This is a genomic window from Paenibacillus sp. O199 (assembly GCF_001636635.1).
Lineage (GTDB): Bacteria > Bacillota > Bacilli > Paenibacillales > Paenibacillaceae > Paenibacillus > Paenibacillus marchantiae.
The window spans coordinates 85993-101247 of the sequence record NZ_LGRP01000017.1 but is presented as its reverse complement, the minus strand read 5'-3'; the positions used below and the strand labels follow the sequence as shown (position 1 = coordinate 101247).

Sequence of the window (15255 nt, the reverse complement as noted above, 5' to 3'; positions counted from 1 at the left end):
CAGGTTGTAGTCATTCATTATTCTATCAAATGTTCACATAAAAAACCAATGAAGGGAAGCGCTTAGCAGCTTCCCGAATCTGTAACCTGTCCTGGACGGGGCAAGTCAGCACGTAAATAGGATGCGGATGCCGGCGGGAAAATCTCCGGTGCAGGTGTTGCTGTCTCCTCCGCAAGGTTGATTTGTTTGGCTTGCTCCTCATTAGGCACCCAGTCAAATACTTCTCGGAATACGTCTTCAACGGTATCGACCGGGATAACTCGTAAGCCATCCAGATTTTCAAAGATGGACTGCCAGTTCTCTGCCGGAATAATGACCGTTTTGGCGCCCGCCTGGAATGCAGCCTCCACTTTGGCGAGTACACCGCCGATCGGTTTTACCCGGCCATGAATACTGATCTCGCCAGTCATCGCTGTCTCATGGTCAATCGGACGCCCCTGGATGGCTGATGTAATGGCTGTCGCCATGGCAATCCCCGCAGATGGGCCATCAATTGGCGTTCCACCTGGGAAGTTGACGTGTAAATCATAGTCGTTAGGACGAATGCCCATGGCCTTTAATACGGTTATCACATTTTCAACCGAGCCTCTAGCCATGCTTTTTCGCCGGAGTGTGCGCGAACCGCCTCCAATCTCTTCTTCATCCACAACTCCCGTGATGTTAATTCGTCCCTGATCTCGAAGAGTCGGAACAGCGGATACTTCGATCTCCAGAATGGTGCCCATATTCGGTCCATATACGGCCAAGCCATTCACAAAACCGATCTGTGGCCGCATAGGCACCTTGCGATCTGGCCGGGGCTGAATCTGGCTGCTGCCAGCGACCCATTCCACATCCGACGCCTGCAGCGTTTCACGTTTTTCAGTCAAAGCCAGCCCAGCAGCGAGTTGAATGATATTGACCGCTTCACGGCCATTGGTTGCATAGCGCTTAACCACATCAACTGCCTCTGGACATGGACTGAATCCGATTTTCTGTACAGCGTCTTCCGCAATTTGCCCGATTTCTTCCGGCAGCAATGGACGGAAATAGACCTCCATGCACCGCGAGCGCAAGGCTGGAGGCAGTTCATGGGACGATCGAGTCGTCGCTCCGACAAGACGAAAATCGGCTGGCAGACCATTTTGAAAAATATCGTGGATATAAGCAGGAGTATGCGTGTCTTCCGAGTTATAGTACGCACTTTCCAAAAACACCTTGCGGTCCTCCAATACTTTCAGCAGTTTATTCATCTGAATGGAATGCAGTTCACCGATCTCATCAATAAAAAGCATCCCTCCATGCGCTTTGGTAACGGCACCGGGTTTCGGCTGTGGAATGCCTGCTACGCCCATCGCTCCTGCTCCCTGATAGATCGGATCATGCACTGAACCAATCAAAGGGTCAGCAATACCCCGTTCATCAAAACGCGCCGTCGTGGCGTCAAGTTCCGTGAATTTGGCATCGGCCTTGAAGGGAGATGACGGATTCTTTTTGGCTTCTTCCAAAACCACCCTTGCAGCAGCTGTTTTACCTACCCCTGGAGGTCCATATATAATGACATGCTGTGGGTTAGCACTGCATAGCGCGGCTTTAAGGGCGCGAAGTCCGTCTTTTTGCCCTACAATGTCATTAATGGTTGCCGGACGTGTCTTCTCTGATAGGGGCTTGGTGAGTGAAATGGAGCGCAACTTCCGCAGCTTCTCCAGTTCCTTGCGGGATTCACGCTCCACCGCACCGCGATTCGTTTTCTGCCCTCGAAGTAAATTCCAGAAATACAAACCGATCACCACACCAAAAAATAACTGAATCATCATTATGACCATACCAAATTCCATGTCTCAACATCCTCCTGTTCTATCCCTATTCTCATACGAGATCATGCTAATACTTGGTAGTATAGCCTTTTCACCGAGACGTAAACGGGTGATCAGGAAATTGTATGTTTGAGAACAAAAAACAGCCCGTCAATGCTGACGGACTGTTACAAAACGATATATAAATCAATCAGTGCGAGCGGCCAGGAATAACGCCTGTCGCTTCATAAGACTCCACGATTTTGTCGATCTCTTTTTTCAATTCCTCAACCATGATCTCTTCTGGCACTTTACGGATCATTTTACCATGACGGAATAACAAGCCTTCTCCGCGTGCACCGGCAATACCGATATCCGCTTCCTTGGCTTCACCCGGACCGTTAACAGCACAACCCAGCACCGATACTTTGATCGGCACCTTAAGTTTGGAGATATACTCTTCCACTTCATTCGCAATGGAGAACAGATCGATATCCAAACGGCCACAGGTAGGACAGGAAATCAGCGTAGCTGCATTTGAAATCAGACCAAAGGTTTTGAGCAGGTCACGAGCAACCTTAATCTCTTCAACCGGGTCCGCACTAAGCGATATCCGCATCGTCGAACCAATGCCCATGGATAACAAGGCACCCATACCGGCAGAACTTTTGATTGTACCAGAGAACAATGTACCCGCCTCGGTAATGCCCAAATGCAACGGATACTTGATGATCTCAGCCGCTTTGGAATAAGCCTCAATCGCCATCGGCACATCCGATGCTTTGAGAGACACGATAATATCGTGAAAATCCAATTCTTCTAGAATGCCAATGTGATAAAGTGCACTTTCTACCATAGCATCAGCTGTTGGATAACCATATTTTTCGAGCAAATGGTTCTCCAGAGAACCTGCGTTTACCCCGATCCGAATCGGAATACCCTTCTCTTTACAAGCTTTGACGACTTCCTCTACTTTGGAACGTTTACCGATATTGCCGGGATTAATCCGTACTTTATCGATGCCATTCTCAATCGCAAGGAGCGCCAGTTTATAATTAAAATGGATATCCGCTACGAGCGGAATATTAATCCGTTTTTTGATTTCCTTGATGGCTGCTGCAGCTTCCTCATTGTTCACCGTTACACGCACCACTTGGCAGCCTGCTTCTTCCAAACGCAAAATCTCTGCCACGGTTGCCTCAACGTCTGCCGTTTTCGTTGTACACATGCTCTGGATGATGACTTCGTTGCTGCCACCAATCGTTAAGTTACCCACTTTTACGGGTCGTGTATCTTGTCTTAAAAACATGAGTGATTTCTCTCCCCACAACGTCAAAGCTCCACCCTGACAGAGACATGAATTCGCCTTCTGCCAGGAGTGGAGAACTGACAAGTCTATATTTCAGTGTTGAAACGGAATATTCGCCTTTAGTTAGGCACTTTCTTCCTGCTTGTCGTCCTTGGATTGGCTCAGTTCAGGCACGACTCTCTTCTCAACGACCTCTTCGGTAATGACACAGTTCGTAACATCATCACGGGAAGGCACTTCGTACATAATCTCAAGCATAATGCCCTCGATGATTGCACGTAGTCCACGTGCACCCGTGTTACGTTTAATGGCTTCCTTCGCAATCGCCAGCAATGCTCCTGGTTCGAACACCAGATTCACATTATCCAGCTCAAGCAGTTTTTGGTACTGTTTCGTAAGCGCATTTTTTGGCTCGGAAAGAATCCGTACCAATGTGTCTTCGTCCAGCGGCTCCAAAGTGGAGATAACTGGCAAACGGCCTACAAATTCCGGAATCAGACCGAATTTCAGCAAGTCTTCCGGCAATACCATACCCAGATATTCACCTGGTTTAAGATCTTTTTGTTCCGCAACGGTATTAAAGCCGATGACTTTTTTACCGATCCGGCGTTTAATCATTTGCTCGAGACCATCAAAGGCACCGCCACAAATGAACAAGATGTTGGTGGTATCAATCTGGATGAATTCCTGATGTGGATGCTTACGACCACCTTGTGGTGGTACAGAAGCTACAGTTCCTTCCAGGATTTTCAAGAGCGCTTGTTGAACACCTTCACCCGATACATCACGAGTAATGGATGGGTTCTCGGATTTACGCGCTACTTTATCAATTTCATCGATATAAATAATGCCGCGCTCTGCTTTTTCCACATCATAATCAGCAGCTTGAATCAGCTTGAGCAGAATGTTCTCTACATCTTCGCCGACATAACCTGCTTCCGTCAATGAAGTTGCATCAGCAATAGCAAAAGGAACATTAAGGATTTTGGCCATCGTTTGCGCAAGCAACGTTTTACCAGAACCCGTAGGTCCTAACAGCAAAATATTACTTTTTTGCAATTCAACATCCTCAATCTTACTTTGTGTGTTGATCCGTTTATAGTGATTGTAAACCGCTACAGACAAAGATTTCTTCGCCTGATCCTGACCAATGACGTACTGGTCAAGAATGTCGCGGATTTCTTTCGGTTTTGGAATATCTTTGAGGTCCAGTTCTTCGTCATGACCGAGCTCTTCCTCTACGATTTCAGTGCACAGTTCGATACATTCATCACAAATGTAAACGCCCGGTCCAGCGACCAGCTTGCGCACCTGTTCCTGAGATTTACCGCAAAAAGAGCATTTCAACTGCCCTTTCTCATCGTTAAATTTAAACATGAAACCACCCCTTTAGGAATTGATCGGTCTGCTGAGCACCTGGTCAATAATGCCGTACGTTTTGGCTTCTTCAGCACTCATGAAAAAGTCACGGTCTGTGTCCCGCTCGATTTTCTCAAGGGGTTGACCTGTACGATCGACGTATATTTGATTCAGTTTCTGACGTGTTTTAATAATCCATTCTGCGTGAATTTTGATATCCGCAGCCTGTCCTTGAACGCCGCCAAGCGGCTGATGAATCATCACTTCGCTGTTAGTCAGCGCATATCGTTTACCAGGAGCTCCGGCTGTCAGCAATAACGAGCCCATGCTTGCTGCCATACCTACGCAAATGGTCGATACATCCGGCTTGATATATTGCATCGTATCGTATATACCCATCCCTGCGGTGACAGAACCACCAGGTGAATTAATGTACAAACTTATATCCTTCTCAGGATCGTCGGCTGCCAAAAACAAAAGCTGCGCTATGACAAGATTGGCTACATCGTCATCAATCGCACTGGTTAAAAAGATAATGCGATCCTTCAGCAAACGCGAATATATATCGTAAGACCGCTCGCCTCGATTGGTTTGTTCAACAACCATTGGCACCAGACTCATGAGACCAACCTCTTTTCTACATGTAATTAGACATAGGCTACCTGTAAAGCAAACCCAAATTCATTCTAACACGTTCCTGTGACAATGTCATTTTTCACAAGTGTTGTAAAGACGGAGTAAGTTTACTTTTTTGCCTGATCATATTTAACCATGTTTTCTATGTATGTGCAAATCGGAGCAATCCTATGCCGTTTCACCTTTTTTTTATTTGCAGGAGAACCATAGGACGTTGATTGTGCATAACCAATGCCACAACGAATTCCATCCATATTATTACTGAATCCTCTATAAAATGGATGCCATAATTTAAAAATAAGGCACGCAATGATTCACGTGCCTTATCGTTTATTCAGCTGTTCATTACGTAACAGCTTGTCTTATTTTTCGTCAGCTTCTGCAGCAACTTCTTCAGCTGGAGCTTCAACAGCTTCAACGACTTTGCTGTTCTCAACGAGAACATCGATCGTTTTACGCAGTTTCACTTCGTCACGAAGGCTGTCCAGGGAACCATTACCCTCGAGAATGCCACGAATCTCTTCAGCAGGACGCTTGTAAGACTCAGCCATTTTTTCGAGTTCTTGGTTAACTTCTTCGTCAGACACTTCGATGTTTTCCGCTTTACCAACGGCTTCAAGAACCAAGTTGTTGCGAACACGTTTGGAAGCATCTTCCTGCATTTGTCCTCTCAGGTCAGCTTGTGTTTGACCAGAGAAGCTCAGGAACATTTCCAGGTTCATACCTTGGTTGCGCAGACGGTTGTCGAAATCACGCATCATGTTTTGTACTTCGCTCTCAACCATCGCAGCAGGAATATCCACTTCAGCATTTTCAGCCACTTTTTCTACAACAGCATTTTCTTGAGCTGCTTTGGCTTCATCTGCTTTGCGGGATTCCAATTGCGTTTTCAGATCAGCTTTGTACTCTTCAAGCGTATCGAATTCGCTAACATCTTTTGCAAACTCGTCATCCAGTTCAGGAAGTTGTTTACGTTTGATTTCATGTACTTTCACTTTAAATACCGCTTTTTTGCCAGCCAGTTCAGCTGCATGGTAGCTCTCAGGGAAAGTTACTTCAACGTCTTTGAAGTCGCCTGTGGAAAGACCCACAACCTGCTCTTCAAATCCTGGGATGAATGTGTTGGAACCAAGTTCCAGGGAATACCCCTCAGCTTGTCCACCTTCGAACGGTACACCATCAACGGAACCGTCAAAGTCGATTACAGCAACGTCGCCGTTTTGTGCGGAACCTTCGTCGATAACAACGAGTTCTGCGTGACGTTGTTGAAGACGCTCGAGCTCTTCAGTCACTTCTACATCCGTTACTTCATGTTTGGCTACAGCAACTTCAACGCCTTTGTAGTCACCCAGTGTAACTTCAGGTTTAACTGTTACTTTCGCTTTGAACTTGAATACTTGTCCTTTAGCGAATTGCTCGACATCTACGTCAGGACGATCAACCGGGAAGATATCCGTTTGGTCGATTGCTTCTGTGTAAGCTTCAGGAAGCAAAATATCAATTGCTTCTTGATACAGGCTTTCTACACCGAAACGAGCTTCAAAGATCGAACGTGGAACTTTACCTTTACGGAATCCAGGTACATTTGCTTGTTTAACTACTTTATTAAAAGCTTTGTCGAGTGCTGCAGTTACACGATCTGCACCCACTTCAACCTCAAGAACCCCAAGGTTCTTCTCTATCTTTTCCCAAGTTGCTTTCATTGTATACTTTCCCCTCCAAAATTCGCATGTTCACGTAGGCAATCACGTACAAAATAACCATTTTAGTATAAACAAGATTAGATTCTTTTTCAAGGGGAATCCCTTGATACGGTTTGAGGAAAACGTTTCCGGGTCCTATTGACCATCCAAACCGGCAGAAACAAACTGCTTCATTGATCGATATGCTTGCTCCAGACGAAAGCGCATCGCCCCTGTCACAGCATACATTGAGCGAGTATCTTCCTCGTCATGCGAACCGCCCAGACTGTCTGCAACGGTCATATGTAGAGCAGCTCCCCATATATCTGTCATGGAATCATTTTCTTCCAGCATGGACATGTAATCACGGGTTCCGTACACGGCCATGACATATTGAATCCACAGTTCTTGTGCAAAATAAAAGAGCGTAGGTTCATGAACCTCCGTCTGATCTGCCACTCTTTCAAGAATCTGAACGATCTGAATCGGGAAATCCTCAGGTCTAAGCGGAACGGTATCAATCTCCACTTCAACTGGTTCTTCCCCACGAGTAAACGCAATAATGCCTTGAACACCTCGGCGACGTAATGTCTGAAGCACGCGGAACTGAAGTAAAGGATGCAGCGTCTTGTCTTTGAGCCAACCGATAAGCGAATCATCAATTTCTGGCCGATCGAGATAAGCAAGCTGCTCCAGCGCCAGCATTGTTTGTTCAGATAAAGGCTCCTCCATTACGGTACGAAGAAGTTTATCCGCATAGCCATCATCCTGCTCAAGCTTGGATCGGGCATGTTGGCGTGCCATGTCCTCTTCACTAATTTCCTCTTCCTCACGCTCTTCACGAACCTCGGGTAAATCTTCCCCGTAATGAGGAAACGCAGCTTCAAGCCATTCGAGCAAGGCTCGCCATTCGTCGTAATGCCGTTCTTCCTGCCCTTGGCATTGCAGCAAAAAGCGAAGCAGGTCCATCGCTTCACCATATCGTTCATTTTCTAGCATAACCGTCAATTGAATCTGGTAATAGTCCAGCGTCTTAGGAAACAGCACAATATTGTTACTGTGCTCGGTTTCCGGGGTCGTGGATTCCTTAATAGGAGCACCTCCTCTGTATCCTGAATCTCCAGTCGCAATCAACCATAAATAGATGTATATAAAACGAAAGTCGATCTATTTTTTGAGTTCTTCTGATATTCTAACATAACCTTAATTATAATGAAAAAAACGTTACTGCCGCCAAATATCATATACGAAAAATATATTATAATAAAATGTTTGATATTCATCATTATTTATGATAAAATCAATTTTGCTTGAAAAATTTCATGTCTCAGTAGCTCAGCTGGATAGAGCAACGCCCTTCTAAGGCGTCGGTCGGGGGTTCGAATCCCTCCTGGGACGTAATTAAAGAAAAGTTTCCTTCGGGAAGCTTTTTTTGCGTTCTGGGGATGAGAACCCCAATGGTTCGTCGGAGCATAGGCTTCGGTAGGATTACTTCGCAGTCTCGACTGCAAGGAGAGTATCCCTCCTGGGACGCAATTAAAGAAAAAGCTTCCTTCGGGAAGCTTTTTCTTTAATTGCGTTCTGGGGATGATTGAATACGTTAATCGGCTGATGTTGACACGGGATGTTATGATTGTTTATGTATATGTATGTATCAAAGTATACATATTAGACAAATAAACTATAGGAGATTTACCATGCCATCCTCTTTACATCAAAACTCACCTGACCATTCTGCAGTCGATAATTCATCGTCAGCATCCATGAAACTTGGACTCTTGCTGGCAGGCATTATCGTTATCGCTGCAACAATGCGTTCACCTATTACGGCAACAGGTCCGATTGTGGAACTGATTCGTACAGATACAGGAATAAGTCATACATTGGCAGGCTTGCTTACCTCTCTTCCTTTGCTTGCCTTCGCGGCAATCTCTCCGTTCGCTCCACAATTGGCGCGAAGATTCGGACTAGAAACCGCTCTGTTAACTGCCATAATTCTTGTGACCATAGGCGTATCCCTCCGGTTTATGCCCTCTGTTCCCGTTCTTTTTACAGGAACAGCAATCCTTGGATGTGGTATTGCCCTGAGCAACGTATTGCTGCCCAGTCTGATCAAAAGGGATTTCCCATTGCGAGTGGGTCTCGTTACCGGCCTCTATTCCGTGTCCATGAATATATGGGGCGCTATCGCCTCAGGAATCAGCGTTCCCACGGCAGGCTTAACCTCCATGGGTTGGCATGCTTCACTGGGCATGTGGGCTATACTGTCCATTCTAGCCCTGATTCTCTGGCTGCCTCACGTCCGTTCTGGACGTCGCGGCGAAGTTTACGTGGCTTCGAGAACGGAAGCGAAGCCCGTTCGTCTTATTACATCTCCCTTAGCCTGGTATGTCACATTGTTCATGGGACTGCAATCTTTAATTTTTTACACTACAATTACCTGGCTGCCAGAGGTTCTATCTGATCAGGGTTTCAGTTCCTCTTCAGCCGGTTGGATGTTGTCTTTGATGCAAATGGTTAGTGTTCCGGTAACGTTCATCGTCCCCATTCTGGCTGGACGAATGAAAGATCAACGTTGGCTGACAGCAATTACAGGTTCATGTCTGATTCTGGGCTATGTATTCCTTTTAAGTGGTATTTCCTCTCTCGTTACCGTCGGTGTTGCTTTGGCTGGCGTTGGAGCCGGGGCTTCGTTCGGACTTGTAACCATGTTTTTTGTACTGCGTACATCCGATGCAAGACAGGCTGCGGGACTTTCGGGTATGGCTCAATCCTTTGGGTATATGCTGGCAGCCGTCGGACCGTTGCTGTTCGGTGTGCTTCATGATTGGACACAAGGATGGACTCTTCCATTGCTGGTACAGGTTCTCCTTGCCATTGTATTACTGATCGCAGGTATAAATGCCAGCAAGAACCGAGTGATCGGTTAGATTAATTAAGCTCCCCTCATGAGTGACAGGCTAACAAAACCTGTCCCCATGAGGGGAGCATTTTATTATTAACAGACTTTCATGCGAACTATATTCAATTTACAACTAACAGGACAACGAGTAGTTATCCATTCACGCAGCAGAGAAAAAACAAAATAAAACGGCCTCCATCCCGCGAGATCAGGATGAAGACCGCTTATGCGAAAAACAAATGCTTCAATAAATAAGTGCTGAAGTGTTTATTTCACTTTTACCGTGATCTTGTCAGTACTGGTTACACCAGCTGCGTTGATTAACTCAGCCCGGTACGTATACGTGCCCGAAGTGCGTCCAGTCAGCGAAGTAACAGCGCTTTGCGCATTAGGCGTAACCGCATTGAGTGCTTGGGTGTCGATCAACTTATCATTTTCGTAGAGGCGGTACTCAGTGGCATTGGTTCCCCACCATAAGTTCATAGTAACTTTATAATTGCCGTCGCCGTCCCAGTTATCTTGAGAGAGAACTGCTTTGCCTGGCGATGCGTTAGTAACCTTAACTGTCAGTGTCTGACTCCGCGTGGTTCCTTTGTCGTTCGTCAGCTCGGCTACGTACGTATACGTGCCATTGGCTTTGCCTGTGATCTTCGTTTGGGCAAACTGTGCCAGAGGCGCATTGTAGGTCAACTTCTGCGTATCGATCAAAACCCCGTCCTCATAAAGCTTGTAGCTGGTGGCGTTTTCGCCCCACCACAGGTTCATGGTAACGACGTATGAGCCTTCGCTCAGACCATTACCAACCCAATTATTATGAGACAACACAGGTGTTCCAGGCGCTTTGACAGCTGGAGTTTCCGGCTCAGTCTCCTTGGATTTCAGACTCAGTGCCGTAGTGGCTTTACCAGAAAGCCCTTGTTGGTCTTTGACCGTAAGTTCAACGGCATATTCACCTGCTTGGATGCCTTCTAAAGGAAGAGTGAAGCTACCATCAGGTTTTACTTCAAATACACCCTCCTTGTAAGTCGAACCATCCTCTTTTTTCAGGACGTATGTTGCTTTCAAGGCAGCAGCCGGGTCAAACTCAATGCTCCAGTTCTCTTTAAGTGCAGGAGCGACACGGAAGTATAAATCATCCACGCTGCCGTTAATGACAGCAGATTCATCTTGCTTGAATTCCAACTTTTCTGGTGCTGTTACAACCGGAGCTGCTTTTTTCACCAAAAATGGAGAAGTATCTTCGATATACGTTTTTCCATCAACACCGATTGCAGTGATATCAACCGTGTAAAGACCATCTGGAATAGTCGTTACCTCGTCGGTAGTGTAGTCTGCATACTGTCCATCCCAAGCCAGAGTATATCTTGTGTTGGCAGCGAAACTATAGTAGTTTCCAAAAATAGATCCAATATATCCGTCTCCATAATAGCCCCCATCCGGGTTAAGGCCATCGAAGATCTCAATAAGGGCAAAATTCATTGGATTGTAGAATTCCATAGCTACATTGAGTGTATCCAGCGTACCATCAGGCTTCAATGGATAATGGAACGGGTTCTTCTCTGTACCTTTCACAGTCTCAATGTATTTAACGCCTGCCAATGTAAGGTTGAAATGTGCGACATATGGAACACTAAATGTGTCCGTTCCATTAGACAACTGAAGGTAGCCTTGCGCTTCTGTTACCGCAGTAACACCTTTTGGAACTGTAATAGTAACCTGTAACTCTTCCTCACCATTCAGTGTAAAAGAGCTCTTATCCACCGCAACGGATACACCAGGAATTGTACGAGTTGGATTCACGCTTACAGTGTAGTTTCCACCGCTGCCATTCAGCGACTCCACTTTGATCGTTTTGCTGACGGTTTTTTCGTCCGTGCTGAGGAAGTTACCAAAATTCACACTACCTGTAACATTTGGTTTCTCGACAGCCACGCCATTCTCTGTGTATTTCGTTACATCCAATACTTTAACAAATGCAGCAGGATCAATCGTTTTCACCGCTTGAATACGACCTGCACCTTGATCAAACACATCGTATTTTGTCGTGTCGAGCACTTTACCATTGTTCATGAGTGCAACTTTAATATCAAATGGTGTCCAGTCACTGTGCTTCTCAATCAACAGGGCAACCAGTCCGGCAACATGAGGTGTGGCCATACTTGTACCTGATTTACGATCGTAAGCCTGTGAATAATCAGCTCCAGGTTCGTCCTTGCCATAGGCAGGAACAGTAGACAGAATGCTGGTACCCGGTGCAACTATATCCGGTTTGATATCCAGAGTCACCTTGGCTGGTCCGCGGGAGCTGGATGGATTCATTTCATCGCCAGCCGTTTGACCTTTAACGAAGTCACTAAAGCTCACTTCAACGCTTTGACCGGCATCCAGCTCAGCCTTGATACTTTCTCCATCTTCCTTCGATATGCTCAAGGTTGGAATAAGTTCAAAATTATCTCCCAAACTCACCCCGATCGGGCCTGGAATATTGTTATATACGATAATAGCAACTGCACCAGCAGCTTTGGCATTGGCTACTTTCTCTACAAATGCCAGCTCACCGCGCTGTACAAAAGCCACTTTGCCTGTAAAATCCTTGCCTTCAAAGTCGGTCGGTTTACCCAACCCTGCGAATAAAAGATCATATTGATTCGTCAAAACAGATTCCGGATCTGCTGAGAGGCTCCAGCCCATTACATCAAGTCGGTACACCGACTCAGTAACAGCCAATGGATTTTGCTCCGTTTCAGTTGGAGCAATCGCAGGCTCTTCTTTCACAGGTGCAACCTCTGGAGAGGTTTCGACTGGTGCCGAAGGCGAGGCTGGCTGAACACCCTCTTCGGATTGGCTGGTTTCCACATCTAGAGCTGTAACATCAGCAGACGCTGTTCCAGATAATGCCGCTTCGTTTGTTGATGAAGCTTCTTCGCCTGTCGCACCTTCCGGTGTTGTTGATGGTTCACCTTGAGCCGGAACTTCAGGAGTTTCCGTTCCCGGTGCTGTTCCCAGTTCAGGAGATGGCTCAACTTCAGGGACAGGCTGTTCTTCTGGAAGCGTACCTTTACCTTCCTCACCAATCCAGAAATGAGTGTTGGCTGTAATGCTTTGGCTAGGCCCTGTGGAGTTACCTACAGTGATTGCCATAGCCGATGCTCCTGGAGAACCTAATGTATAACGATTCGGGCCATCATTACCACTTGCTACAACTGCAGTCACGCCAGACAGCATGGCATTGTTAAGAGCAACCGAAGTAATGTAACTTGGATCATTGGCAGCGTTACCCAACGAGAGATTGATTACATCCATACCATCGGCAACGGAACGATCGATTCCCCCTAATACCCATGAGGTTTGTCCACTACCATAGGGTCCAAGAACACGATAGGCATAGATATCAGCTTCGGGTGCAACGCCGACAATGCCGTAGTCCCCTGCTTCTCGAGCAGCAATGGTACCGGCTACGTGAGTACCGTGGGATGTGTAATAGGCGCTTCCATTGGCATTAAACTCAGGTGCCCCAGACACTTTCCATTCTTCATGTGTTGTTTCGTAAGGATCATTGTCATTTCCTACGAAATCCCATCCACCTTTGTAGGCGTCTTGCAAATTAGGATGCTCATAATCGATTCCTGTATCAATAACACCAACTTTGACGCCTTTTCCTTTGTATCCCAGATTCCATACTTCTGGGGCGCCAATAAATGGTGCGGTATCTTTCATATAAGGATTCACTTCATCTGTTTCCGGGGATACGGTAATTTCAAGGTCAGGGTATACACTGACAACGCCCGGTATGCGAAGCAACTGTCCCAATTGGTTACCCTTAAGTTCAATGGCTACACCATTCAGGGCATATGCGTAGTTTTCCAATACTTCGTGTTTGATTTTATTCTGAGTGAGGCTATGTACAAATGACTGTTGTTGTTGCTCGACTTGAGTCACAGCCTTTGTTTCCATAGAGGAGGTAAAAGATTTTCCTGAGAGGGTAGATTCGCCTTGCGCAACAGCAACTGGTTTATTGGAGAGCTCAACAATTACTCTTGTTTTCTCTCCCCCAAGACCTTCTAGGCTCTTGTCCAAAAATGGATCTGCTGCAAGCTTTCCTTCCCGCTGGGCAAGAATCTCTCTCCATTGTGTGGCTTCGCCCTTGCTTAGAGAGTTCTCAAGCTGAACACCTACAGGAGCGGCTCCGGCCGCTGGCATGATGATAGAAAAAGTCATTAGGATACTTAACAATATGGATATCAATCGTTTATTCAAGGCTATGCCCCTCCTTCTCAATATGAAAGTACCTCACCAATCGCTTGGGTCCTGCTATGACAAGTACTGCAATACCTGTGAACAACTCACCGCCCTATCTGCAAGAAGATTGACCCTTGGTAAATTATTCTACTAAAATAACACATTTTCCTTCTAAATAATTACAAATATGATATCAAAATTACTTATATGGTTCTTGAGTAAGAGAAAAGCGTGAAATTGTATTTATTTGTCGATTGAATATTTCAAATTTTAAATACAGCATAGGAAAAAAGGCCAAGAGCCTCTTCATTCTGAAAGAGATTCCTAGCCTAATTGTGATCGATGGATTTCATGAAAAACATTCTATTAATTCATTTAACAAAGATACATATTTTGTTTATTTAACTTCCCGGCTTCACTGCTTCAATTCGAAGACGCTTATAATCGGCATAGATTGCATCTTCTTTCCAGAGCTTCGGCACAACGATTTGGTTCGTTTCACTACAGATTTCCTGAATTTGTTCCTGACTCAAACCATCAAAATAGTCCCCTCCAAAATGAGCCAACCAGCCCTCTATACCCTGTTCACCATCCGCCAGTCTAGTAGGACGGTCATAGTGGTAGGCCTGTCGCACCAAAAACCCGCATTGTTCCAAAATGTTGCTATATTGCCCGATCGTCGGGAAATACCAAGGGTTGCGCTCTGATCCAGGAATGCCAGTGTGTCGTTCAAACACTTCCTCTAATGCATCTACAATGATCTGTACATTGCCTTTGCCACCGAACTCCGCTACAAAACGTCCCCCAGGCTTCAAAGACTTCCATATACTATCCACTACAAGTCGCGGACTTCGCATCCAATGTAGAGCTGCATTGGAAAAGACGGCATCATAGAGCTTGTTCGTCGCAAACTGATGTCCGTCCCCCTCCATGAACTCGATATTGGGAAACTTCCCTCTTGCACGACGAATCATGTCGGGTGATGCATCCATGCCGACTACCTCAGCCTGCGCTGCAGTAATTTCGTACGTCAAATCCCCCGTCCCGCATCCCAAATCAAGGATATACTCCCCTTTTTGAGGTTGAAGCCATGAGATTAAACTTTTACCATAACCCGATACAAAAGCCAGTTTGTTGTCATACTCATCCGCTTGCCATTGATTAATCGATTGCATGGATACCACCATCGCTTTCATGATTGATATCTTCATTGTGTCACAAGATGGTTTATTAATTAAATATATAAATTCTATACATTTGATAGTTTACACCTATAAACAATTACCAACCTCCTAACCTCGGGGTTCTCATCCCTTGTACGCAAAAAAGCTTCCCGAAGGAAGCTTTTTTCTA

The 15255-nt window shown here is 45.8% G+C and carries 9 protein-coding genes and 1 tRNA gene; 2 read left to right on the top strand and 8 right to left on the bottom strand.

Features of this window, described 5'->3' with window-relative positions; genetic code table 11:
* Positions 1-62 precede the first annotated feature (62 nt).
* The 6 genes from lonB to A6049_RS22065 form a co-directional block, all read right to left on the bottom strand.
* Positions 63-1817, bottom strand: a complete 1755-nt coding sequence (gene lonB, locus A6049_RS22090; protein ID WP_063566715.1) for an ATP-dependent protease LonB — start codon at positions 1815-1817, stop codon at positions 63-65.
* Positions 1818-1986: 169 nt separating this feature from the next.
* Entirely contained in the window at positions 1987-3084 is a 1098-nt protein-coding gene (gene ispG, locus A6049_RS22085; protein WP_063566714.1) for a flavodoxin-dependent (E)-4-hydroxy-3-methylbut-2-enyl-diphosphate synthase, read from the bottom strand.
* Positions 3085-3207: 123 nt separating this feature from the next.
* Positions 3208-4461: an ATP-dependent protease ATP-binding subunit ClpX gene (clpX, locus tag A6049_RS22080; protein ID WP_063566713.1), complete on the bottom strand. Its 1254-nt coding sequence runs from the start codon at positions 4459-4461 to the stop codon at positions 3208-3210.
* Positions 4462-4473: 12 nt separating this feature from the next.
* A complete protein-coding gene (gene clpP, locus A6049_RS22075) occupies positions 4474-5064 on the bottom strand; it encodes an ATP-dependent Clp endopeptidase proteolytic subunit ClpP (RefSeq protein WP_024633993.1) in 591 nt (196 codons plus the stop codon).
* A gap of 377 nt (positions 5065-5441) precedes the next feature.
* Positions 5442-6782, bottom strand: a complete 1341-nt coding sequence (gene tig, locus A6049_RS22070; protein ID WP_063566712.1) for a trigger factor — start codon at positions 6780-6782, stop codon at positions 5442-5444.
* Positions 6783-6917: 135 nt separating this feature from the next.
* Entirely contained in the window at positions 6918-7760 is an 843-nt protein-coding gene (locus tag A6049_RS22065) for a hypothetical protein (protein ID WP_063566739.1), read from the bottom strand.
* A gap of 325 nt (positions 7761-8085) precedes the next feature.
* Between A6049_RS22065 and A6049_RS22060 the strand changes: the two genes are divergently transcribed.
* Positions 8086-8159: transfer RNA gene (locus A6049_RS22060), tRNA-Arg, on the top strand.
* Between the two features lie 299 nt (positions 8160-8458).
* On the top strand, positions 8459-9691 hold the full coding sequence (locus A6049_RS22055; protein WP_063566711.1) for a CynX/NimT family MFS transporter: 1233 nt from the start codon (positions 8459-8461) through the stop codon (positions 9689-9691).
* A gap of 239 nt (positions 9692-9930) precedes the next feature.
* Here A6049_RS22055 and A6049_RS22050 read toward each other — a convergent pair whose 3' ends face one another.
* Both A6049_RS22050 and A6049_RS22045 read right to left on the bottom strand, forming a co-directional pair.
* On the bottom strand, positions 9931-13920 hold the full coding sequence (locus tag A6049_RS22050; protein WP_063566710.1) for a S8 family serine peptidase: 3990 nt from the start codon (positions 13918-13920) through the stop codon (positions 9931-9933).
* A 383-nt stretch (positions 13921-14303) separates the two neighbouring features.
* Entirely contained in the window at positions 14304-15098 is a 795-nt protein-coding gene (locus tag A6049_RS22045) for a class I SAM-dependent methyltransferase (protein ID WP_240321515.1), read from the bottom strand.
* Positions 15099-15255: the final 157 nt, after the last annotated feature.

Coding starts and splice junctions, on each gene's coding strand:
- clpP (WP_024633993.1), bottom strand. CDS start 5,064: ATGAGTCTGGTGCCAATGGTTGTTGAACAAACCAATCGAGGCGAGCGG.
- A6049_RS22055 (WP_063566711.1), top strand. CDS start 8,459: ATGCCATCCTCTTTACATCAAAACTCACCTGACCATTCTGCAGTCGAT.
- clpX (WP_063566713.1), bottom strand. CDS start 4,461: ATGTTTAAATTTAACGATGAGAAAGGGCAGTTGAAATGCTCTTTTTGC.
- A6049_RS22045 (WP_240321515.1), bottom strand. CDS start 15,098: ATGAAAGCGATGGTGGTATCCATGCAATCGATTAATCAATGGCAAGCG.
- ispG (WP_063566714.1), bottom strand. CDS start 3,084: ATGTTTTTAAGACAAGATACACGACCCGTAAAAGTGGGTAACTTAACG.
- A6049_RS22065 (WP_063566739.1), bottom strand. CDS start 7,760: ATGCTAGAAAATGAACGATATGGTGAAGCGATGGACCTGCTTCGCTTT.
- tig (WP_063566712.1), bottom strand. CDS start 6,782: ATGAAAGCAACTTGGGAAAAGATAGAGAAGAACCTTGGGGTTCTTGAG.
- lonB (WP_063566715.1), bottom strand. CDS start 1,817: ATGGAATTTGGTATGGTCATAATGATGATTCAGTTATTTTTTGGTGTG.